Origin of the sequence: Thalassospira australica, assembly GCF_000763295.1 — a bacterium.
GTDB classification, from domain to species: Bacteria; Pseudomonadota; Alphaproteobacteria; order Rhodospirillales; family Thalassospiraceae; genus Thalassospira; species Thalassospira australica.
Map to the genome: position 1 here is coordinate 529,740 of NZ_JRJE01000031.1, position 22,592 is coordinate 552,331.

17 protein-coding genes are annotated in these 22,592 nt (G+C 54.2%); 9 read left to right on the top strand and 8 right to left on the bottom strand.

Annotated features, from left to right (window positions below; genetic code table 11):
• Positions 1-42: 42 nt before the first annotated feature.
• From JF44_RS0115635 to JF44_RS0115665, 7 genes are read left to right on the top strand one after another with little or no spacing between them, the layout of a single operon-like run.
• On the top strand, positions 43-1,140 hold the full coding sequence (locus tag JF44_RS0115635) for an ABC transporter ATP-binding protein (protein WP_033069863.1): 1,098 nt from the start codon (positions 43-45) through the stop codon (positions 1,138-1,140).
• Positions 1,141-1,178: 38 nt separating this feature from the next.
• A complete protein-coding gene (locus tag JF44_RS0115640) occupies positions 1,179-2,555 on the top strand; it encodes an aminotransferase family protein (protein WP_033069864.1) in 1,377 nt (458 codons plus the stop codon).
• Complete coding sequence (gene kce / locus JF44_RS0115645) at positions 2,552-3,481, top strand: 3,5-dioxohexanoate:acetyl-CoA acetone transferase (protein WP_033069865.1); 930 nt, start codon at positions 2,552-2,554, stop codon at positions 3,479-3,481. The genes JF44_RS0115640 and kce overlap by 4 nt, the downstream gene beginning before the upstream one ends.
• A 57-nt stretch (positions 3,482-3,538) precedes the next feature.
• Positions 3,539-4,567 (top strand): histone deacetylase family protein, encoded by a 1,029-nt coding sequence (locus JF44_RS0115650; protein WP_081944465.1) that lies wholly within the window; start codon positions 3,539-3,541, stop codon positions 4,565-4,567.
• Positions 4,568-4,589: 22 nt separating this feature from the next.
• Positions 4,590-5,747, top strand: a complete 1,158-nt coding sequence (locus tag JF44_RS0115655; protein WP_033069866.1) for an NAD(P)/FAD-dependent oxidoreductase — start codon at positions 4,590-4,592, stop codon at positions 5,745-5,747.
• A gap of 28 nt (positions 5,748-5,775) precedes the next feature.
• A complete protein-coding gene (locus JF44_RS0115660; RefSeq protein WP_033069867.1) occupies positions 5,776-7,062 on the top strand; it encodes a M20 family metallopeptidase in 1,287 nt (428 codons plus the stop codon).
• Between the two features lie 48 nt (positions 7,063-7,110).
• A complete protein-coding gene (locus tag JF44_RS0115665) occupies positions 7,111-7,458 on the top strand; it encodes a RidA family protein (protein ID WP_033069868.1) in 348 nt (115 codons plus the stop codon).
• Between the two features lie 78 nt (positions 7,459-7,536).
• On the opposite strand, the gene JF44_RS0115670 is transcribed toward JF44_RS0115665, so the two are convergent.
• The gene (locus JF44_RS0115670) at positions 7,537-8,781 is read right to left on the bottom strand and encodes a bifunctional alpha/beta hydrolase/OsmC family protein (RefSeq protein WP_033069869.1); all 1,245 of its coding nucleotides are present in this window, start codon (positions 8,779-8,781) and stop codon (positions 7,537-7,539) included.
• A gap of 41 nt (positions 8,782-8,822) precedes the next feature.
• Here JF44_RS0115670 and JF44_RS0115675 point away from each other — a divergent pair, with 41 nt between their 5' ends.
• On the top strand, positions 8,823-9,398 hold the full coding sequence (locus JF44_RS0115675; RefSeq protein WP_238318472.1) for a GNAT family N-acetyltransferase: 576 nt from the start codon (positions 8,823-8,825) through the stop codon (positions 9,396-9,398).
• 56 nt (positions 9,399-9,454) lie between these two features.
• Here the strand turns inward: JF44_RS0115675 and JF44_RS0115680 are convergent, their stop codons facing one another.
• The 5 genes from JF44_RS0115680 to JF44_RS0115700 form a co-directional block, all read right to left on the bottom strand.
• On the bottom strand, positions 9,455-9,952 hold the full coding sequence (locus tag JF44_RS0115680) for a thioesterase family protein (RefSeq protein WP_033069870.1): 498 nt from the start codon (positions 9,950-9,952) through the stop codon (positions 9,455-9,457).
• Positions 9,949-10,890, bottom strand: coding sequence for a bifunctional Delta(1)-pyrroline-2-carboxylate/Delta(1)-piperideine-2-carboxylate reductase (gene lhpI / locus JF44_RS0115685; protein ID WP_033069871.1), 942 nt, complete (start codon positions 10,888-10,890; stop codon positions 9,949-9,951). The genes JF44_RS0115680 and lhpI overlap by 4 nt, the downstream gene beginning before the upstream one ends.
• Positions 10,891-11,016: 126 nt before the next feature.
• On the bottom strand, positions 11,017-11,868 hold the full coding sequence (locus JF44_RS0115690) for an alpha/beta hydrolase (RefSeq protein WP_033070013.1): 852 nt from the start codon (positions 11,866-11,868) through the stop codon (positions 11,017-11,019).
• A gap of 216 nt (positions 11,869-12,084) precedes the next feature.
• Positions 12,085-16,524, bottom strand: coding sequence for a translocation/assembly module TamB domain-containing protein (locus JF44_RS0115695; protein ID WP_033069872.1), 4,440 nt, complete (start codon positions 16,522-16,524; stop codon positions 12,085-12,087).
• Entirely contained in the window at positions 16,521-18,458 is a 1,938-nt protein-coding gene (locus tag JF44_RS0115700; protein WP_033069873.1) for an autotransporter assembly complex protein TamA, read from the bottom strand. Before JF44_RS0115700 ends, JF44_RS0115695 begins: the two co-directional genes overlap by 4 nt.
• A 370-nt stretch (positions 18,459-18,828) precedes the next feature.
• On the opposite strand from JF44_RS0115700, the gene JF44_RS0115705 reads away from it, so the two are divergent.
• Positions 18,829-20,811 (top strand): GNAT family N-acetyltransferase, encoded by a 1,983-nt coding sequence (locus tag JF44_RS0115705; protein WP_052065966.1) that lies wholly within the window; start codon positions 18,829-18,831, stop codon positions 20,809-20,811.
• Between the two features lie 43 nt (positions 20,812-20,854).
• Here the strand turns inward: JF44_RS0115705 and JF44_RS0115710 are convergent, their stop codons facing one another.
• Together JF44_RS0115710 and JF44_RS0115715 are read right to left on the bottom strand one after the other, a co-directional pair.
• The gene (locus tag JF44_RS0115710; RefSeq protein WP_033069874.1) at positions 20,855-22,012 is read right to left on the bottom strand and encodes a peptidase C39 family protein; all 1,158 of its coding nucleotides are present in this window, start codon (positions 22,010-22,012) and stop codon (positions 20,855-20,857) included.
• Between the two features lie 123 nt (positions 22,013-22,135).
• The gene (locus JF44_RS0115715; protein WP_033070015.1) at positions 22,136-22,549 is read right to left on the bottom strand and encodes a protein tyrosine phosphatase family protein; all 414 of its coding nucleotides are present in this window, start codon (positions 22,547-22,549) and stop codon (positions 22,136-22,138) included.
• Positions 22,550-22,592 lie beyond the last annotated feature (43 nt).

The window sequence follows — 22,592 nt, forward strand, 5'->3', positions numbered from 1 at the left end:
CCCTTAACCGGGTGCAGCGTAATTCTGACAGGGTATTGAACAATGGCAGACACCGACAACGCCGTTGAACTGCAAAATGTCGTTAAACGGTATGGTGAATTCACCGCAGTGAAACGCATGGATTTAACCGTGCCCGACAACAGCTTTGTGACTTTCCTTGGCCCGTCGGGCTGTGGCAAAACCACGACGCTGCGCATGATTGCAGGTCTGACCGATATTACCGAAGGTGATTTGAAGATCCGCGGCAAACGGGTCAACAGCCTGCCGATACACAAGCGCAATCTTGGCCTTGTGTTTCAAAACTATGCCCTGTTCCCGCACAAGACGATCTTTGACAACATCGCCTTTGGCCTGAAATACCGCAAGGTGTCCAGGGCCGACATCCGCGACAAGGTCAACAAGGCACTTGATCTGGTGCAACTGCCCCATGTCGCAGACCGCTATCCCAATCAGCTTTCCGGTGGCCAGCAGCAGCGTATTGCGCTGGCGCGCGCGATTGTGATTGAACCCGATGTATTGCTGCTTGATGAGCCGCTTTCCGCCCTTGATGCCAATCTGCGCGAAGAAATGCGTGTGGAACTAAAACGTATCCAGCGCGAACTTGGTGTTGCCACCGTATTCGTGACCCATGACCAGTCCGAAGCGCTTGCCATGTCTGACAAGCTGGTTGTGATGAACAATGGCTTCGTCGAACAGGAAGGCGCCCCCCAAGAGGTTTACAACAACCCGAACTCGGCTTTTGTTGCAGACTTCCTCGGTCATTCCAACATCATTCCGGCAAACCTTGGCAGCCCTGACGCGGCCTTTACAAGTGTCAGCTTAAACAGTGGCGAGACGCTTCTGACCATGGATGAACAAACGGCCAAGGCCAAAGGGTCAAAAGACGTGCGCGCAGTCATCCGTGCTGAAAAAATCGACCTGTCAGAGCAAAATCAGGCAACTGACGGTATTATTGCCATTCCGGGCAAGGTCAAAACCGTTGACTATCTGGGTCAGCAAGCCCGTTATTTTGTCGAGGCCAATGGCCGCGACTGGCAGGTCATCAATCCGATTGATGCCCGCCCCCATCAGGAAGGTGCCGATATCTTTATGCATATTGCGGCACGTAATTGTGTGTTGTTGCCCGGCCATCAGGATTAAGCGTTCCAGATGCAGCCGGTTCAGGAGAGCCACCATAAATGACGCATAATGACAAAAGCCCGGCCGGCCACAACCGGGAGTCCAGACTGTTTTATCAAAGCCGGTCCCGCCGCCCGCTGATTGAGCGCGCCCAAGGCGTTTACATGTGGGACGTTGATGGCAAACGCTATATCGATGCATCAAGCGGTGCGATGGTCAGCAATATCGGCCATAGCGACCCGCGTGTGATCGCCGCGATGAATGCCCAGCTTGAAAAGGCCAGCTTCGCCTATCGCCTGCATTTTGAAAATGATGCGGCAGAAAACCTGGCCTGGCGCCTTGCCGAACGTGCACCGGGCGATCTTGAGCGCGTGTTCTTTGTCTCTGGCGGGTCTGAGGCGGTTGAAAGCTGCATCAAGCTTGCCCGGCAATATGCACTGGCGATCGGCCAATCACAGCGCACCAAAGTCATCTCCCGTTTCCCAAGTTATCATGGGTCTACTTTGGGGGCTCTGGCACTCACCGGCTATACGCCGATGCATGCGCCATTTGCGCCCATGATGGTCGATCAACCGAAGATCCCCGCACCTACCTGCTATCTAGATCGCGATGACCTTTCGGATCATGACCGGGGCCTCAAATATGCCAACATGTTAGAAGCCGAAATCATCAAGCAAGGCCCGGAAACCGTTCTTGGTTTCATCATGGAGCCGGTTGGCGGTGCCGCCACAGGCGCGCTGGTTGCACCAGACAGCTATTACGCCCGCATCCGTGAGATTTGCGATCAGTACGGCATCCTTCTGATCTATGATGAAGTCATGACCGGTGCCGGTCGCACCGGCACATACTTTGCCGCCGAACACTGGGGCATCACCCCCGACATTCTGGCCGTATCCAAAGGCTTGGCTGCCGGTTACGCACCGCTGGGTGCGATGATCGCGCCCGACCGGATCGTTGGTCCGGTTCTTGATCACGGTGGATTTATTCACGGCTACACCTATGCCGGGAACCCGTTGGCCTGTGCGGCGGGAAATGCCGTTCTGGACGTCATCGATGAAAACAACCTTCTGGAAAATGCTGCCAACAGTGGTGCGGCCCTGAAAGACGCGCTTTGCGGGCTTGCCGATGATTTCACCATGATTGGCGATGTCCGGGGCAAGGGACTTTTGCTGGCAATCGAACTGGTCAAAAACCGCACAAGCATGGAACCGATCGACCCCAAACATATGGCAGCGGCCCGTTTGGTTGATATCGCCTATGACCTGGGACTGATCATCTATTGGCGACGCACACGCGGCGGATATCGTGGCGACCATGTGATGGTTTGCCCACCGATGACAATTCAACAGGATCAATTTGCCGACATCCTTGATCCTTTGCGTGCTGCATTTGTCACCTTGCAGGACGAATTATTGGTCGCAGGAGCCTTTTCATGAGCCGCAAAGTCATCATCACCTGTGCGATTACTGGATCGGTGCATACCCCGTCCATGAGCCCGCATTTGCCGATAACCCCCGAAGATATCGCCAAACAGGCCATTGATGCGGCAAATGCCGGTGCCTCGATATTGCATCTGCATGCCCGCGATCCGGAAACCGGCTTCCCAAGCCCGGATCCGCATGTGTTCATGGAATTCCTGCCAAAAATCAGGGCCGCAACCGATGTCGTGATCAATATTTCAACCGGTGGCGGCATGAACATGAATGTACGTGACCGTATCCGTGCTGCCCGCGAAGCAGCACCCGAGATGGCGTCGCTTAACATGGGCACCATGAATTTCGGCTTGTTCCCGGCCCTTGCCGGACGGAACGACTGGACACATAGCTGGGAACCTGAATTTCTTGAAAGCAGCCGCGACTTTGTTTTCAAAAACACGTTTTCAGATATCGAGACCATTCTTGCCGACCTTGGCGATGCCAATGGCACGCGGTTCGAGTTCGAATGTTATGACGTCGGCCATCTTTACACGCTGGCCCATTTTGTTGATCGCGGATTGATCAAGGGACCAATATTCATTCAGTTCGTTCTGGGGGTGCTGGGCGGCATCGGTGCCGACCCGGACAATCTGGCACACCTCAAACGCACGGCAGACAAGCTGTTTGGCGATCAATATCAATTCTCTGTCCTTGGGGCTGGTCGCCATCAGATGCCGCTTGCCAGCATGGCGGCTGCCATGGGCGGAAATGTGCGCGTCGGGCTGGAAGATAACCTTTATCTGCGCAAGGGCGAACTGGCCCCGGACAATGCATCACAAGTGCGCAAAATCCGTGAGGTGCTTGACGGTTTGTCTCTTGAAATCGCAACCCCGGATGACGCCCGTGCGCAACTGGGGCTGAAAGGTGCTGACAAGGTATCTTTCTAGCCCACCAGATTAAAAACAACAGCCACCAATGATCACGCAAACTGAAAGGCGGCAGCGATGATGCATGCCTATTTCTCAGACGATCAGCTTCGCCATCACGGCAAAACATTCATTGTCGCGGGCGAAAGAAAGCCGATCCCCGAAGTACCCGAACGCGCTGAAATTCTGGGCCGTGCGGTAGCACGCCTTGGACTTGATGTCAGAACGCCAAAGGATAGCGGGATGGGGGCGATTGCGGCCATTCACGATGCGCAATATCTGACATTCCTGCAGACGATTTATGAACAATGGCAGGCAGCCGGTGGATCAGAACTGGTGATCCCCAACATCCATCCGTTTGATCGCAACGGCCCCTATCCGCGCCATCACGCTGGTAAGGCCGGATTTCATCTGGGCGATACATCCTGTCCTGTCTCGGCCACCACTTGGCCGTCGGCCTATGCCAGTGCGCAAACCGCGATTGCCGCCACACACCATGTCCGTGATGACGGCGCGCAAAGTGCCTATGCGCTCTGTCGTCCGCCGGGGCACCATGCCAGCAGCAACATCGCCGGTGGGTTCTGTTATTTAAACAACAGTGCAATCGCCGCACAGGAACTCCGCACAAAGTACGACAAGGTCGCCATCCTTGATGTTGACCTTCATCACGGTAACGGCACCCAACATATTTTCTATGACCGGGCAGATATCATGACACTGTCGATCCATGCAGATCCGCATGATTTCTATCCGTTCTTTTGGGGACACGCCGAAGAACGTGGCGACAAGGACGGGCTTGGCTTTAACCATAATCACCCCCTGCCCCTTGGCAGCGGCGATGGCGTCTTTCTTGACGCACTTGATCGGGCATTGTCCGCGATTGACGATTTCGGCGCCGACGCCGTTGTGATCGCCCTTGGCCTAGATGCATCGCGCGATGATCCGTTTGGCGGCTTGACCGTCAGCCCGGATGGTTTTGCCAGGATCGGTGACAAAATTGCCACGCTTTCGCGCCCAACCGTAATCGTTCAGGAAGGCGGTTATGTCAGTGAAACATTGGCAGAAAACCTGTATCAGTTTCTAAGCGCCTTTGGCGTCACCAACTAGGCTCATAATCAGAAGGCCCCACATGACCCATTCAGACATCCTGATTATTGGCGGCGGCATTGCCGGAATGTCGGCTGCATATTTTTTGGCAAAGGCGGGAAAATCCGTCACGGTTTTGGAGCGCGAAGATCAACCGGGCTATCACAGCACTGGCCGATCCGCAGCACTTTATAGCGAGACCTATGGCCCGAAAATCATCCGCAAGATGTCAACCGCCAGCCGGGCGTTTTTCCTGACCCCGCCCGAGGGGTTTAGCGAAAACCCGATCCTGAGCCCGCGTGGCATTATCATGACGGCAAAGCCGGGCGAAGAAGCCGAACTTGATGCCATCCTGTCTGAGGGCCGTGCGAATGGCGCGAACTTTGTTGAACTGACCCCGGCAGAACTGAAGGAAATCATTCCGGTCCTGCATACCGACCAAATTGCCAAGGCCGCCTATGAACCCGATGCCATGGATATTGATGTTCATGCGCTGCATTGGGGCTTCATTCGTCAGTTCAAGTCACGGGGTGGCACGCTTGTCACCAAAGCAGATGTTAGCGCTATCACAAGGGAAAGCGGCGTGTGGACCGTGTCCCTTTCAAATGGCGCGTCGTACAATGGCGATATTGTTGTCAACGCTGCGGGGGCATGGGCCGATGACATCGCCACCAAGGCCGGCATCCCCCCGCTTGGCATCGTGCCCAAGCGCCGTACTGCGGTGATGGTTGACCTGCCGGCTGATGTTGATGCACATGGCTGGCCGTTGGTCGCCTGTCTCGATGAAACACTGTATTTCAAGGAGGACGCAGGGCGCTTGTTGGTGTCACCGGCTGATACCACGCCCACCGAACCCCATGATGTGCAGCCCGAAGAACTTGATATCGCCATCACAATTGACCGCCTGATGACAACAACCAGCATCGAGGTCCGCCGCCCGGGTGAATCATGGGCCGGTTTGCGCAGCTTCTTTGCCGATGGCGATCCGGTTTCAAGCTTTGACCCGGCTGATGACAGTTTCTATTGGCTGGCCGGTCAAGGCGGGTATGGCATCCAAACCGCACCAGCCATGGGCGAATATGCCGCAAGCATCATCACCGGGAACGATGTTCCGCCACAGATGGAAAAGCTTGGCATTACCAAGGACGCGCTTTCTGCCACACGGCCCACACTTGCAAGCGGCAAACAGGAATTGCAATGAGCAGTTCCCTGACAGAACGGAGGCATCCATGACCAGTTTTGATCGCGCAGCCCTGCGCAAGGCTGTCTCGGACCGTACATCACACGCGGTTAGGGACCTGTGCGAGCTGGTCCGTCATGACAGTTTGCTTGGCAACGAGGCCGCAGCTCAGGACTGGGTCGCTGAACAATTTGCGGAAATGGGGCTTGATGTCGAACGGGTAAAAATTGATGTCGATGCCCTTCGGGATCAGCCGGGGTTCTCCCCCCCCGTGATCGATGATTATGACGGGCGCGAAAACATTATCGGCTTGCACCGCCCGCAAACGCCGACCGGACGCAGCCTGATTTTGAATGGGCACATTGATGTGGTGCCAACCGGGCCTGTTGATCAATGGCGACATGGGCCATTCACCCCTTATGTCGAGGATGACTGGATTTACGGTCGCGGCGCCGGGGACATGAAGGCCGGGATCATTGCCTATTGCCACGCATTGCAAGCGCTGCATGATATCGGCCTTGAACCGGCCGCCCCGATCACCTTGCAATCGGTGGTCGAAGAAGAATGCACCGGCAACGGCGCCCTTGCCTGCCTTCATGCCGGTTACACCGCCGACTGTGCGATCATTCCCGAACCATTCAATCAAACCCTGATGACCGCGCAACTTGGTGTCATGTGGTTCCAAATCAACGTATCAGGCAGCCCGGCACATGTTCTTGATACCTCGGCGGGCAGTAACGCGATTGAAGCTGCCTTTGGTTTCTTTGAAACGCTTAAGGAAGTCGAGGAAATCTGGAATCACCCGACGCATCGTCATGCGGCCTACGGCGCGCATGTTCATCCGGTGAATTTCAATCTGGGCAAGATTGAAGGCGGCGAATGGGCATCAACCGTGCCACCGATTTGTACTGCGGATGTGCGCGTCGGGTTTTACCCCGGCATGGAACTTGAAAAGGTTCGCGAAACCATTGAGGCCGTCAAACAAAGTGCGGTTGACAACCATCCGGCCTGCAAAGGGGCAAAAATCGACATCACCTATCGCGGTTTTCAGGCTGAGGGCTGCGAAATGGATGAAAACCACCCGATGATGACGATGATGGGCGATATCCATCAGGAAGTCACCGGCAAGACCATCAAGAACTATGCCTCCACCGCCACGACGGACGCCCGTTTCTTCCAGATTTATGGCAACATCCCGGCCACCTGTTATGGCCCCAAAGCCGAACGCATTCATGGCATTGATGAACGGGTTTCGATTGCCTCCATAATGGAAGTCACCGAAGTCCTTGCACTCTTCATCGCCGACTGGTGCGGGGTGCAAAAGCGTGGTAGCTAAATTCCCAGTTCGAATAATGTATCCAATGCTTATATCAAGGAGCGTTTCATGAGCATCCAGCGTCTTCACACCGGCCCGCGTATGAGCCAGGCCGTCGTCCATGGCGACACCATCTATCTTGCCGGTCAGGTCGGCAATGCCGACAGCGATATCACCAACCAGACCAAGGAGTGCCTGGCAAAGGTCGATGCGCTTTTGGCCGAATGCGGCTCAAGCAAGGAAAACATCCTGTCGACCACCATCTGGCTTGCCGACATGAAAGATTTTGCTGCGATGAACACCGTATGGGACGCATGGGTCCCGCAGGGGCACACCCCGGCCCGTGCCTGCGGCGAAGCAAAGCTTGCCACCCCGGATTATCTGGTTGAATTCATGGTTGTTGCAGCCAAGCCATAATACAAAATGATCATCTGATCGCCAAAACACCCGGCAGTTTATCCTGCCGGGTGTTTTTGTCTTTGCAGTAAGGCTGCCTTAGCCAACGTCTTCGTGCGTAACGATAAGCGATGATGCCTCTAGCGTTCTATGAACCGGGCACTTATCGGCAATTTCCATCAGCCGTACGCGGGTTTCATCATCAAGGTCACCATTTAAGCGAATGCGGCGCTCGAACCGGTCGATCTTGCCAGCCCGTCCATCGGGTTTATGCGCGTGGCTTTTCAGACATTCATCGCAATCATCGATATGAACCTTGTCATGGATGACCGCGACTTTGACGCCATCAAGGTTGATACCCTTGCGATCGGCATACATGCGAATGGTCATTACAGTGCAACTGCCAAGTGCAGCTGACAGGTAATCATAGGGTGACGGGCCGCTATCAAAACCGCCGACTTTTTCCGGTTCATCGGCCAGCAGGCGATGTCGCCCGGCAAGCACCATAGCCTGAAACTTTCCAAGTCCGGTTTCACGGACAATGACACCCTCTTCGATATCGGCAGGTTTGCCAACCTCTTCAGGAATATAGCGTTTTGCCCAGGCTGCTATGACCGATGCCGCATAGCTTGCATCGTCGGGGTTACGTAAAAGATGATCCGCCTGATCGAGGGAGACGAAGCTTTTGGGATGTTTCGCTGCATCAAAAATTCGCCCGGCATTTTCAACACCAACCGTTTGATCCAACGGCGCATGCATCACCAGAAGTGCTTTTTTCAATGTTGCGACTTGTTCGGTCAAATCGTGATTGGCCAAGTCATCAACGAACTGTTTTTGGATGACAAATGGCCGTCCCCCCAGACTGACTTCAGCTTCGCCGTCTTTGTTAATTTGATCAAGATGGGTGGCAAAGTTGTGCGTTACATGTTCGACATCTGCGGGCGCACCGATGGTTGCCACGGCCGTTGCTTCCTTGATCCGGCTTGCCACCGCAAGAACAGCAGCCCCGCCAAGCGAATGCCCAATCAAAAGTTTGGGCGCCTCGAACTCTTTACGCAGGAAATCCGCAGCCCGTTCAATATCTTCAAGGTTTGAGGTGAAATTGCTTGAAGAGAAATCACCGCCTGATCCGCCCAAACCGGTAAAATCAAACCGCAAGACGGCGATGCCCTGAACATTGAGTGCCTCGGCAATCTTGCGGGCGGCGGTCAAGTCCTTGGTACAGGTAAAACAATGGGCAAACAGCGCATAGGCCTTGACCGGCCCTGCTGGCAATTCAAGACGACCGGCAAGCTGCGCACCATTGCTGCCTTCAAACATAAGTTTGATTGGTTTTCCCGGCATCGCATTTCTCCAAAACATTCAAAAGATTACTGGGTGAAATCATGCTGCCTTTTCCGGCAATGGCCGATAGGATCACACTAAAGCATATTACCATGGACAGTTCAGTGATGTTTCTTCAAACCAAACGCACGATTTTGCGAGATGCACACCATGACGATGCCCCCTTCATACTGCAGCTGTTGAACGAGCCCGGCTGGCTCCGGTTTATCGGGGATCGCAACATTCGCGACCTTGATGCCACACGGGCATATATTGATCAGCGACATCGTGAAATTTATCCCAAGCTGGGGTTTGGGATATGCATTGCGTTTGAACAGAAAACCCAAACACCGATCGGCCTGATTGGTTTTGTAAAGCGTGACACCCTTGATGCACCTGATATCGGCTATGCCGTGGCAGAAAACCATCAGGGCAAAGGATATGCCTTTGAAGTCTGTCATGCCCTGATTGATCATGGCTGGAACGTGCTTGGCTATGACAAGATCTATGGGTACTGCCAGCCAGACAACATTGCATCCGTCAAGATGCTTGAAAAACTGGGGCTAACCTATTTGCGCGACGAAGACGTCAATCAAACCGGCGAGATGTGCAGGCTTTATATGGCAACGCGACCCTAATCCAGATTCAGCACACCTAAACAAAACCCAGCGATCTGATGATGCGGGGTTTTTGATTATTTGCGGCGAATGCCAATCTTGCGTCCAACACCGGATGGTATCGGCAAATCGGCATGGGCAGTCTTGATCCTGTTAAGCGTTTCCATGATGTCATCGGGAAACGGTGCTGAGCGGCGCTTTTCCATATCGATATGCATGGTGATGATCTCGTTGGTCGAGGCCAGCCACCCTTCTGTGCCATGACGCATTTCATGATACATGTGAATGCGTTTGGCATCGCAATCAAGCACACGGGTATAGATCACATACGGGTCGTCCTGATGAATTTCGCGATCATAGGTCACATGCATTTCAAGCCCGAAGGTCGATCCACCGCGCCGCTCGGGATAGCTATATCCCATCCCGACAGCATCCAAAAACGCCATCGACCCCAGATCAAACGCGACCACGTAATAGCCTACATTCATATGGCCGTTGAAATCGATCCATTCGGGTTTGATGTGGCCCCGAAATCCTTCTAGTGGTTCGGGCGCAAACAGATCGGTGCTGATCATTTTTCGACGGCCTTAACGACCGCAACTGCCGCGACGAAATCTTCAAGCGAATGCCCGACAGATTTAAATACCGTGCATTCCCCGTCCGTTTCGCGGCCCTTGACCTGCCCGCGCGTCAGGCCGAACAGATCACCGATAATGTCAGATTTGGCAATCGCGCCGCTGTCCATCGCCTGAACCACGTCGCCACCTTCGGCACTTGCACCTTCGAAGCTATCAACATAGATGCGGCAGTTTTTCATCACCGCGTCGTCGGTTTCGCGCATGGTTGGTTTAAATGCGCCGACCAGATCAACGTGCGTGCCGTCGCGCAGCCAATCGCCATGCACCAAGGGTTCGGTTGAAAGCGTTGCACATGAAATCAGGTCTGCAGTTTTGCATGCCTCTTCAAGGTCGTCGGTCCCTCTGGCGTTAAAGCCAAGCTCAGCAATTTCGGTGGCAAGTTTGACGGCCTTGTCTGCATTGCGGTTCCAGATGGTGACATTCTTGATCGGACGCACGGACGCATGGGCCTTGATCAATTGCGGTGCCATCGCACCTGATCCGACCATGAGCATGTCGCGGGTGTCTTTCCGGGCCAGATAATCTGCCGCCAGTGCCGATGCTGCGGCTGTGCGGCGCGTGGTCAGTTTGGTGCCATCAATCACAGCAGACGGTTGGCCTGATAGCGCATCAAGCAAAACATAGGTTCCCGAAACAGCAGGCAGGTTACGTGCAGAGTTCCCCGGAACCACGGCAGCGATTTTCACGCCTGCCGCCCCGTCCTTTTGCCATGCGGGCATGATCAGGAAAGTCGCGTCATCCTCGGCACTACGTTCCATGTTGAAATGACTGCGGAGCGGGGCTTCGCATCCGTGTTCAAACCCGTCGCGAAGGGCTTCAACCAGATCACGGGGCGATACAAATTTTTCGATATCGTCAGCAGAGATGAAACGCATGAGCCTTCCTGTAGATTTATTTTCATTTCAGTGCGGTAGCGGTCATGTTTTATACCACGTCACACCGCTCACGTCACAGGAAGACCAATAGTTTTTTGTACTGTTTTCCGCAGAAATCACACAGGATTACGGCAGTAAAAACCGCTTAAGAGTGCCAAACAACGACCCGGTTCCCAAAAACAGTTCTTCAAGCACGGTAAAGTGGTTTGCGCCCCATGCCTTATAGACAGAAACCTTAAGCCCGGCACTACCACAATACGCCCCATACGCATCACTTTGACGCACGAACTCCGGGCTTTCATTGCCGCCAACCACGACCAGCAATCGCGCCCCGATCGGAACAACATCAAGCATGGGGGAATTATCCGCAGCCGATGCTTCATCAAGGCGGATGTCCTCATTAAGCGTCGTATGGCGGACCGGTTCGAGATCAAAAACACCCGATATGGGGACAACTGCCTCAAACGGCATGGCATCACCTAGGACGTCCGACCAATCCAGCGTGGCAAGACGGGCGACAATCTGCCCACCGGCCGAATGCCCGGAGATCGAAATACGGTCACGGTCACCGTTGAAATCTTCGATGTTCTGATAGACGTGCGTAATGCACCGCACGGCTTCTTCGGTAATGTCGGCAACGGTGACATCCGGGCACAAATCGTAATTCGGGCAAATCACCGTAAACCCGGCCGCAACAAGGTCACGCGCGACAAAGGCGTAATCCTTTTTGTCCTGACTGCGCCAGTATCCCCCATGAAAGAACACATGCACCGGCGCGCCCGGCTCGGCGGCCATATAGACATCCATGGTTTCCTTGGGACCATCACCAAACCGCACATCAAGCTTGCCGCCAAGCTGTGCGCGGGTTTCGTCAGACAATTTCACAAACCGGTCAAAATGGGTCATGAACTCCGGCACGGTTTCGCGCGGGTTATATTGCCATTCCAATTCTGCTGCTGTGAAACCACCCCAACTCATCGGCACCTCGGCTTTTACGGGTCTTATCTGTTTACGTTCAAAATGCGGTTATTGATCTTTCTTCAATTTTCCCCTGTTTGCAAACACTTCACGTAAACCGCCCGATTTTTGCGTATTTTCACCGACAATGATTGAACCGCACATTGCACAAACGGTTGCCGGTCGGGTGATTTGTCGCCACGGCGCACTTGTTGATATCAGCGACCTTGCACTTGATCAGTAATCAAGGCGGTACTGCACACCAGCCTTGCTGTCGATTTCCGTGGTTTCGCTGGTCACGCTGATATTAGGGGTTACCTCAATTTCCACTTCGACCCCGCTTGAGCCCGGCGTGGACCCAGCCTTAGTGCCGACATAGACACCTTCTGTCAGGTATTTGCCGACCTTGACTTCGGGGCCGTTTTCGCCACCGCCGACCTGCAGGACATCTGCGCCGATAAAGCGCCGCACCTGCCCAACCACATCAAGCCCGGAGCCACCACCTGACAATTCGTTAAGCGCACTGGCAAGCTGCACGGCCTCAATCGCGGACAAGCTGCCCTGTGATTTGCCAAACAGGACCTGCGACAGAATTTCGTCTTCTGGCAGGGATGGATTGGACGTTAAAACCAGTTCCGGATCGCTTGATGGTCCTTGGAAACCTGCAGACACTTCGAGATCGTCAGTGGTGTACACCCCTTCGATATCAAGCATCGGGTCTGGCGGCGATCCGCCGGCAAACGTAATCGAAGAATCCTTGATCACGAATGTTTTGCCAATGACATCAAGCTGCCCGCGCAAAGCCGACAACTGTCCGGTGATTTGCGGAGCATCTGTCGTACCGGTAACTTCCAGGCGCCCGCCCCATTCGGAATCAAGCCCCTTGCCGCGCACAAACAGACGACCGGGGATATCGACGGTGACGTCAAGGTTGCCCCTAAACCCGCCCTGGTCCGCTTCACTTTTTTCAGCTTCTTTTGTTTGCGTTGCATCGGGCAGGTTTTCAATTTCGATGGTTGGCACTGATTCCGGCAGCGCCAAGGTCAAATCGACCTCGCCACGCTGCACTGAAACCGTGCTTTTGATATCGGCTTCTGATTGTGATCCTGTCACACTGGCTTGAACATCGGCCCAGAATTGCAGCTCATCCTTACGTGACAGGGCAACATTGCGCAGATCGGCCGAGACATCATAGCGAACCTCCCCGCCATCAAGCATGCGCAGATCAACCGATGATTTAACCGTGCCGTTACCACCATCCGTTGCCGTGAAGGACGGTATCGAAAGACCGTTTTGATCAAAGGTCCCGGCAAGCGTCATCTGATCAAGAATGGTGCCATATTCAAGGTTCTCATATTGACCTTCAGTAAGGGAAACTTCACCGTTCCAGCGGATGTCATCAAGGGTCCCTGCGACATCCACCGCAAGATCGATCTTGCCCGAAAGCTGATGATCGGGGGCGGGAACATAAGGCCAGAATTCAGCAATTTCGCCATTCAGTCGCACGGCAGCAGACACCGGCGCCCCAAGATCGGGGCTGAATTGCTGTTCAAGCACCGATATCGCAAGCGGAACAGTACCATTTGCCGATACGGTTTCAACATCGCCATTACCAAGCGTTGCCTGCCCTTCAAGCGTTCCGTCTTTAAGCGAGATATCAAGAAGCATTTCAAAAGGTTTCAGGTCTTCGACCGCCTTGGCGGTAATACCTGTGATCTGCCCATTCACCTGTGCTGTGGGCAACCGGCCCCGTTCTTCACGCAAGCTGGCATCGAGGTTTGCGGTACCACTTAGCCCATCAAAACCTGATATCCGGCCCCATGGCCCAAGATCAACACCGCTAAGTTTCACATCCCCTGCAAGGGATTGCAGATTGGCTTCCTGATTAAGGGTGGCGGTCAATTGGCCGGTACCCACCGTCAAATCCGCATCAAGTTGCTGACTGCCGTTGTCGCGCATTACAAATTGCAGCGGTTGGCGAAGCACGATCTTCTGATCCCCGATAACCGCATCAAACTGGCTGGCCGACACACGGATGTCCGTGCCGAGGGAAATCTCTGCCACCAGATCTGTGGTTAGTGGCACATTGCCCTGATAAAGCCCCGATCCATCCAAGGTAATCGCCAATTGATCCAGCCCGCCCTTGACACCAAGTGCAACATCCTTAACCGCGAGGCTGCCCGCAAGTATATCAATGGCCGCAAGCTTTGCTGTGATGTTCGGTGCATCAAAAGCATCCGCAACCGTCGCATCAAGGGTGACGTCTTCGATCATTGTCGGGTTGCCTTCGACATCCCCCTCCATGCGAAGTCCCTTGGCCTTTGCTGCCACCGAAATGGTTTGGCGGGCACCGTCGGGCTCAAAGCGAACATCGGCCAAAAGTGACCCATTGGCAAAGGGCACGGCAAAATCACCAAGCAGCTCTGCCTCAAGGCGCGACAAGGAAAGCGCACCACGCATCGGAACGCTGTAACCGGGCAATCCGATATCCCCTGCCAGCGCGATGTGATCCCCCTCAAGCGTTATGTCCTCAACCCGAAGCCCATCACTTGGCAAGATCACATTGGCACTCAGGTCATAGTCCCGGCCACCAAGTCCAAACCGCCCCTGATTGATCAGGGAAAGGACGTTTTGATCTGACCACCTCATTTCCGTAGCAAGCGAGATGTCATCAAACAGCTGCCCACCGGCTTCAAGATTTGGCACGCGCAAATCAATCTTTCCGGTTGGTGCGGCAATATCCCCATCAAGCCTGACAGACAGTTTTGAGGGCGCCATGGCAACGCCAATTCCGGGCGGCACAACACCCGGTGCAAGATCGAAATCAGCACCGACCGCAAGCTGCCCGAAATCATCGGTGATGTCGACGGTAAGCGGCCCTGTGATCATGGCGGTTTCAATGCCCGGCACATCCACAGTCAAATCCAGATCGGGTGACAATGTAACCACACCATTGATAGCCGGGCTTGCGCCAACGATACGATCAAGATCAGCAATCCCGAACCCGGTCTGCGATGTGGATATCCCCAGATCCGTTTTCAAACCCGTTTTACTTGACCACATCAGGTCATCAAGACTGACCCTGCCCTGACCGCTAAGATCAAGGCCGGAAATCGGTGCAAAGATCGAAAGGTCGGCAATATCAGCAACAAGGTTTGCGTTTGAGACGGAAAAGTTTTCGTCAATATCAGCCTGCCCGCGCAAAGCCATGTCCGGCACATTCACGACAAGGTTGCGCACAGCGATATCACCAAATCCCGCCGCGATCATCGCCTCAAGCGACAAGTCCTGCTTTGTGCCCAAAACCGCCGCAAGGTTTTCGTCATTCCACTGCGTTCCGGATGTCGAAAGCGCAAGTGCCGCGGCAACCGTTTCATCACCATCTTCGGGCGATGGCATATCAGCACGCAGGGTGACATCCGCAATCGAGGAAACCGGCGTTGTGACTTTCTGCCCGTTTAGCGCAACAGCAACACCAGGCATCGCCATATTGCCGTCTGCCGTCACCGACAGATCAAGCTGCCCCCAGGATACCGCCCCCTCAAAAAGCGTCGAAAGGCTCGGGGCAAGACTTGCACTTAGGTCTGCATCAACGTCGTTTTCTTCAAGATCAAGTGTGGTTGTCCCCGCCAAAGAAAGCGCATCGGGAACAGCGATCTCAATCCGATCAAATGACAGGGTTTGTTTAGCCTGATCAAACGCCCCGCCAATGCCAACATCAACCGTCTTGTGCAAAGGTTTTGGCAGTTGTTCTGTTATGCGCTCTTGCGGGGTCAGCCCGCCATCCAGCGAAAAGGCCAGAACATCTGATGAAAGCTGTACACCGACATCACTTGAAAGCGCGCCGTAGCCAGCAGCCTTGAGATCAAGCTTGCCTTTCCAGTCATCAGCCGGACCATCACCGTTCAATGCGATGGTGATGTCTGCTGCCGTTTGCGGATCAACATCCGCCAGCGTCATCACAAGCCCGTCACGGCCAAGCGCCCCATCGATTTCCGCCGAAAGTTTCTGTTCGTCGCCGTCAAAGGCAAGATCAAGCTTAAGCCGGTCCGCCCCACTATCAAGGGGCTGCAAATCAACAAGCGCTGTTGCGGACAGGTTTGTGCCAACCTTGGCCTTGCCACTCAGCGTGTATAAAAAGCTGTTGCCTGATAGCGGATCGACAATGGCGATTTCACCAAGTTCAAGCGCCTCAAGCGATACCGACAACGGCAAGGCAAAGCTGCCTCCTGTGTCATCTTCTTCCTGCTCGACCGTTTCCGTGGCAGTGCCATCCGGCAAAATGACGTTGGTGCTTGCCAAACCAACCCGGTTGATCTGTAAACGCCCACCCAAAAGGGCCAAGGGTGACCAATCAAATTCAACATTGCCAAGTTCAAGATGAAAACCATCTGACGCGCGATCCATCGCAAGCCGGTCAAGTGTCAGTCCGGTCCACAGGCTGCCTTCAATCTGACCAATTTCAAACTGGCTGTCGGTCGCAGCAGAAACGGTTTCATTGATGAACGGTGTCGCCATGCGCAGCACTGGCCCGGTGCCCGCAAGGGCCACCAATCCAATAAGGCCAAACGTTACCGCCCCAAGACCATAGGCCCCATAGCGCAGCCATTTATTTGCTGTACGCTTGGGCCCGGTTGGTTTGCTCTTAACTGGTAGAGAATTCTCAGACCCGGTCAAAATGCCTGCCCCAGACTGATATAGAATTGATAATCGTCATCGACATTTTCACGCTTATCAATGGGGACAGCGACATCAAACCGCAGCGGCCCGACCGCCGTGTAATATCGGAATCCAAGACCCGCCGCCCATAGAAGATCGATGTCTTCGGGTTCGGATCTAGCATAGACGTTCCCGCCTTCGACAAACGGCACAATGCCAAGACTTTCGGTCACGCGGGCGCGAAATTCAAAGCCAAGCTCAAGAACCGCCCGACCACCAAGCGGATCATCTTCATCATCAAGCGGCCCGACCTTTTGGTATTCATACCCACGGATTGATCCGCCACCACCAGAATAATAACGTTTGTTGGACGGCAGACTGCCACGGTCTTCGCCGATGATGGTGCCGGTCCGCGCCCGTGCGGCCATGACATAATCACCATCCTCATCAATTGCCAGATACTGCGACCCGGCAAGCGAGACAGAGGTAAAATTGGTATCCGTGTCCGTCAGCCCCATATAGGGCGACACATTGATTTCAAATCGCGTGCCTTTGGTTGGGTCCAGCGGGTTATCGGTATTGTCATGGCGCAAAATACCGCGCAAGCCCGCCAGATAGAATTCCTCGTTCGGGGAATCTGACCCGGTCAGGTCGGAATATTCCGCTGTCACACCAAAGGTGGTCGACCAGTTTTCCCAAAGGGGCCTTTCAATACCAACGAAACTGTCAACTGTTTCACCCTGATAAGCATCGGTATCGTTATTTTTGGCTTCGCCATCGGCAACAAAGGACTGGGTACGTTCCAAAAATTGCGGCTTTTTGAAACTGGCCGAAACACCTTGTTCAAGGCTGGAAACATCCGTGCCCAGTCGCAATTTTTCCCCTGCACCAAACAGGTTTCGGTGCTCCCAAAACGCACTTGCACCGGGACCGTCCGCAGTTGAAAAATCAACCCCGCCGCCAACAGAGCGCATCTTGCGTTCAACAACGTCAATTTCGACAGGAATTTCACCGTTATCGTTCACTGGTCCGGCCACCTTGACGATGACGCTGTCAAACAAATTGGATTGCGCCAAATCGCGACGTGTGGTGCGCACCTGATCGGGATGATATTGTTCGCCCTGCTCCCAACTGTGGTAACCGGCAATAAAATCCGGATCGACTTCCTTGGCGCCATTGACCGTAATATCCCCGAATTTTGCCGGTGGTCCGGCTTCGAAGGCATAGTTGATCGTGATCGTTTTCTTCGCAGTATTGGCCGTAACAGTGCGCTTGCCTGCCTTGGCAAGCGGATATCCCCGTTCGCGCAGGATATCGACGCCATATTGTTCGCCAAGAATGATCGGCTCGGCTGTTGCACGTTGACCAATCTGCAAGCGGGTTTTTTCAAGTTCCTGATCGGTTGCCGTACGTTCAATCACCTTATCGGGATAAGTGGTCACAAGATTGACCGCCTCGATCAGATAAGGCGTACCGACATCAATATTGTATGTCAGAACGAGGGGCTTTGGCTGATCAGTCTCCGGCGTCAGGCCATCTTCGGCTGATTGCCCTTCAATCGCATCATCCTGACTTTCATCATCTTCAGAAGGCTCATCCGCAGAACGGGGGGCATCAGATGTCCCGGCGTTTTCCTGTTCGTGGATATCAAAAGTGATCTGACCATCATAAAAACCGTTTGAGCGCAAAACCGCCTGAAACCGTTCAACGTCATCTTCTGCACGGCGCTGAAGACCCGCACGCGATGCCGTTGGACGCGATTGCAGGCGTCGCGCGGTACTGACCCCATCAAGCGCTGCAATCAGCTTTTCTTCCTGCGGATCAATACCGGTGATTTCAACGTCGTATGGGATGGTTGATCGCAAATCGTTTTGCGCCACAGAACCATTGGCCTCTGTGCCAAACCCAAGCATATCGCCCAACCCATCATCGGACGCACATGCCGTTAACATCGTTCCCGCAAGCAAAAGCGGAACGATGCGAGCGCGTCGTCCAAAAGAGGTAAATTTATAAGCGATTTTTGTGTTCAACCCATCGTGCCCTTGTTCATTGCGCCCATACGCCCGTTCATGACTGAACTTTATTGTTTTCGGCCAGCAACATCATACGAGCGCACAACGCTCAGGATGACTAAAAGTTTCAAAACAGCCTATTGAAAATACCTTATTTTTATTCTGCGCACAGGTCGAGTACGTCCTGTGTCATATCCCATGAAAAAATGGCATGGCTGTGAACGATAAACGCGCTTGTGCAATATTTGGATTGGGCGTACCGCAAGTTGAGCACAACCTGTGCGCATCCCCATTGCAGGAGGTCCACCCCGTGACTTCGTCTTCGACCAATGCTGTCATTATTCGCAATGCTGTTCGCGCCGACCTTGACGGGCTTTGCGCCCTTGAGACGGCGAATTTCCAAACTGACCTGATATCACGCGCATCTTTTTCCAGGTTCCTACGTCAGGCGTCCGCACGATTGCTTGTTGCCGATGCCGGGGATGCTGATCAGCCAAATATTGTCGGCTATGGCCTTTTGTTATTGCACGCCAATACGGATATCGGGCGGATATATTCATTGGCAATCGCACAAGACTGGCGCGGGAAAGGCTTGGGAACACAGCTTCTGGCCGGGATTGAAAACCTTGCGATAGATGCTACGTGTGTTCGCATGCGCCTTGAAGTGCGCGCCGACAATAAACCTGCGCACAATTTGTACATCCGCCACGGATATCACAAGATCGCCGACCTTCCCGGCTATTATCAGGATGGCGGGGATGGCGTTCGGCTTGAACATGTCCTTTATAACGGACAAAGCGATATCTCGCCCGCGGTCGCAACCGGCGCGCCCTTGATCCTTGTCGATCGGTTGTCCGACCTGCGTTTTGCGGTATCTGGCGCCCGCATCATGCGTGTACGTGACTATCTGGCACTTGATCACGGGGTCCGTAACCGCCGTGTGATCAACCTGTGCCAATCTTATGAATACCTGTCGCGCGGTTATTACTGCAGCCTGCTGGCCGCCGCACGCGCAGAACGCGTCATTCCCGAAGCAGATGTTCTTTTGGATCTGAACTGGAAACGTCTTCAGAAATCCGCCCGCGCCGAACTCAGCCCGCAGATCATTGATGCATTGGCAAAATCGGGACAAAACGCCGGACAGGCCCCGGATCACATTCCCGATCACATTGATGTCTACTTCGGACGCACCGCTGATAAACGGTTTCGCCAAATCGGCGAACGTGCGTTTGATCAGTTCCGCTGCCCGATCCTGCGTCTTCATCTTAACGCGGGGGATCGCCGAATTCTGCGCGAGATCGAAGCCCCGTCGCTTAGCCAGCTTGGCGACAGCAACCTTGCCGAGTTCGAAGCGGCCTTGCGCGCCTATTTACGTGGGCGTATCCGCAAACAGGGTAACATCACCCCACCGACCGCCCTTGTCGCAATCCTGCACGATCCCGATGCCGTATTACCACCTTCAGACAAGGAAGCACTGGACAACTTTGTACAGGCTGCAGCCGACCTTGGCGCCAAGGCCGAATTGATCACGGCCAGGGATTTTCACCATCTTTCAGAATTTGATGCGCTTTTGATCCGCGAAACCACCGCCCTTGATCACCACACCTACCGCTTTGCCAAGCGGGCAGTATCAGAAGGCATTCCGGTCATTGACGATCCTGTTTCGATGTTGCGCTGTACCAATAAGGTCTATCTGGCTGAATTGCTGCGCACCCATCGCATCCCGGCACCGAAAAGTGCGATCTTTGACAAACGCCGTATTTCCGAAATTGGGCAACAGTTCAGTTTTCCATCTGTGCTGAAGGTTCCTGATGGTTGCTTTTCACGCGGGGTGCGCAAGGTAAAATCGCCGCAGCATCTGGTGGAAATCGCCAGCGAGATGTTCAAAAATTCCGAACTTCTTGTCATTCAGGAATATGTCGAAACCACCTTTGACTGGCGGATTGGTGTTCTGGGTGGCGAGGCGATTTTTGCCAGTCGCTATTTCATGGCGCCGGGCCACTGGCAGATCGTCAAGCATGAAGATGACGGGAAAAGCTTTGAGGAAGGCGGCTTTGAAACCGTTGCCGTTGAAGACGCACCGGATGATATCGTCTCAACCGCCCTTGCAGCCGCCCGCCTGATGGGGGATGGGCTTTATGGGGTCGACGTCAAGGAAACGCCCTATGGCCCGATGATCATCGAGGTCAATGACAACCCCAATATCGATGCCGGCGTTGAAGACGCCGTGCTCGGCATGGAGCTATATCGCCGGATCATCGCGCATCTTCTGGGCAAGATTGCCCGACCCTGATCCCACCCGATAACGTGATCGCGCAATGAACCAAGGCCGGGGATTACCCGGCCTTCTTTTCAATAAAAACAGCAGCCTGCAGCTTATCGCGCCCATAGCGCGCCATCAGGTCAAACTCATGGCGCAAGATCGGAACAGACAAACAATCACTGCCATTGAATGGTTCGTGGTATTCGCCAATGTCCGGGTCGCTGACATAGACGAAACGGTCATCAAACCCCGACACCACCACCCAATGCGGGATTTTATCCCCGTAAATCCGATACTGACTGATCAAAACCAGTGCCATTTTGCCCTGTCTGGTGCGATCTTCAATCTCGGTCAGGCCAAACGGGCCGCTGATGACGGGGATACCTGCATCGTCGGCCTGTTGGGCAAAATCGTAATGGACCAATTCGACCACTTCACGATTGGCCATTTTGCGCACCGTATCGACAAAAAGCGGACCATCACGGCTGCTCAGCACCTCGGCAGTAAAGCCGCGCTTGTGTGCAGCCAGTGCAAGGCCCAATGGCCCGCAACCGCCATGCCCAGACGTCATGAAGATCGTGGTGGCTTCGCGCCAAAGGGCGATTTCCAATGTGCGGTCAAGCGCCACATCCGCATCAAGCGCATTCATCGCCATCATCAAGGCCGCTGGACCGCAGGTAAATGGCAGGGTCTGATGGTAAAAATGGATTGGCGATGGCAATCGCATGGTACTGGGCACCAAGACCTTTTCCATGCGCAGGGCATCTGTGTGGTCCGGATAGTAATCCGGGTAAAGGGCGAACTCCCGGTATCCGACACCCTGAAAAATCTTGATCGCACGCGCATTCTTCTGGCTGACTTCAAGACGCAGGATTGGCGCACCGAAATCAAGGCTTTGTTCTTCGGCCTGATTGATCAGCGCACGTCCAACACCCTGCCCGCGCATATCGGGCAAAACCGCCATGGAATACAAACGCGCCAAGGCAACATTCCGGCGAAAAATTACCAGTGCATACCCAATAACACCCGCATTTGTCTCGGCAACTGTCAGGCGCGCGGTGTTGCTACCGACAAAGCGCCTGATGGCACGCCGGGAAAGTTGGTCATCTTCAAAAGACCTGCTTTCGATATTACACAGCGCATCCAGATCGCCTGGCTGGGCCTGTCGGAAATGAATCTTGGGGACCATGCCCGCGTTTGACGTCATACCGCCATCACATGATAAAGCCATGCCACATGCGGCATGTTACGGATATATCGTCATGAAACGCGAAAAAGGAATAGTGCAATTTATGCGATGCGCCCTGTCTTTTTTGCACAGCACGCCATCGCATAAAGAACAAGTCGGTACGCGTTAACCGCGCGCTGCAATCCGTGGCAAAAGCGGTGCCATGTCATAGCCTGCATCCGCGGCCGCCTTGATGATGTCCTGCACCGGCATTTGCCCGGCATTGGCCAGCGACCACAGGATCGTGCAGCGCGTTCCGCTGCGGCAATAGGCAAAGACGGGCTTTGGCGCGCCTGCCAGATTGGCCGCAAAAGCATCCGCATCGGCATCCGATACATTGCCGCTGGCGACCGGCTGGAAGATGGCCTTCATGCCTGCGGCTTCGGCCTTTACAGATATTTCCGAAAAGGACGGCTGCCCGGGATCTTCGTCATCCGGGCGATTGCAGATGATGGTCTTGAAACCGGCATTGGCAATTTCATCAATCGCATCAAGTGGTAATTGCGGCGATACAGTTATGTCATCACTCAGGCGTTTCATTTTTCCGTTCCGTTGGTCGTTGCCAGTTGCCGCACCCTTGCGG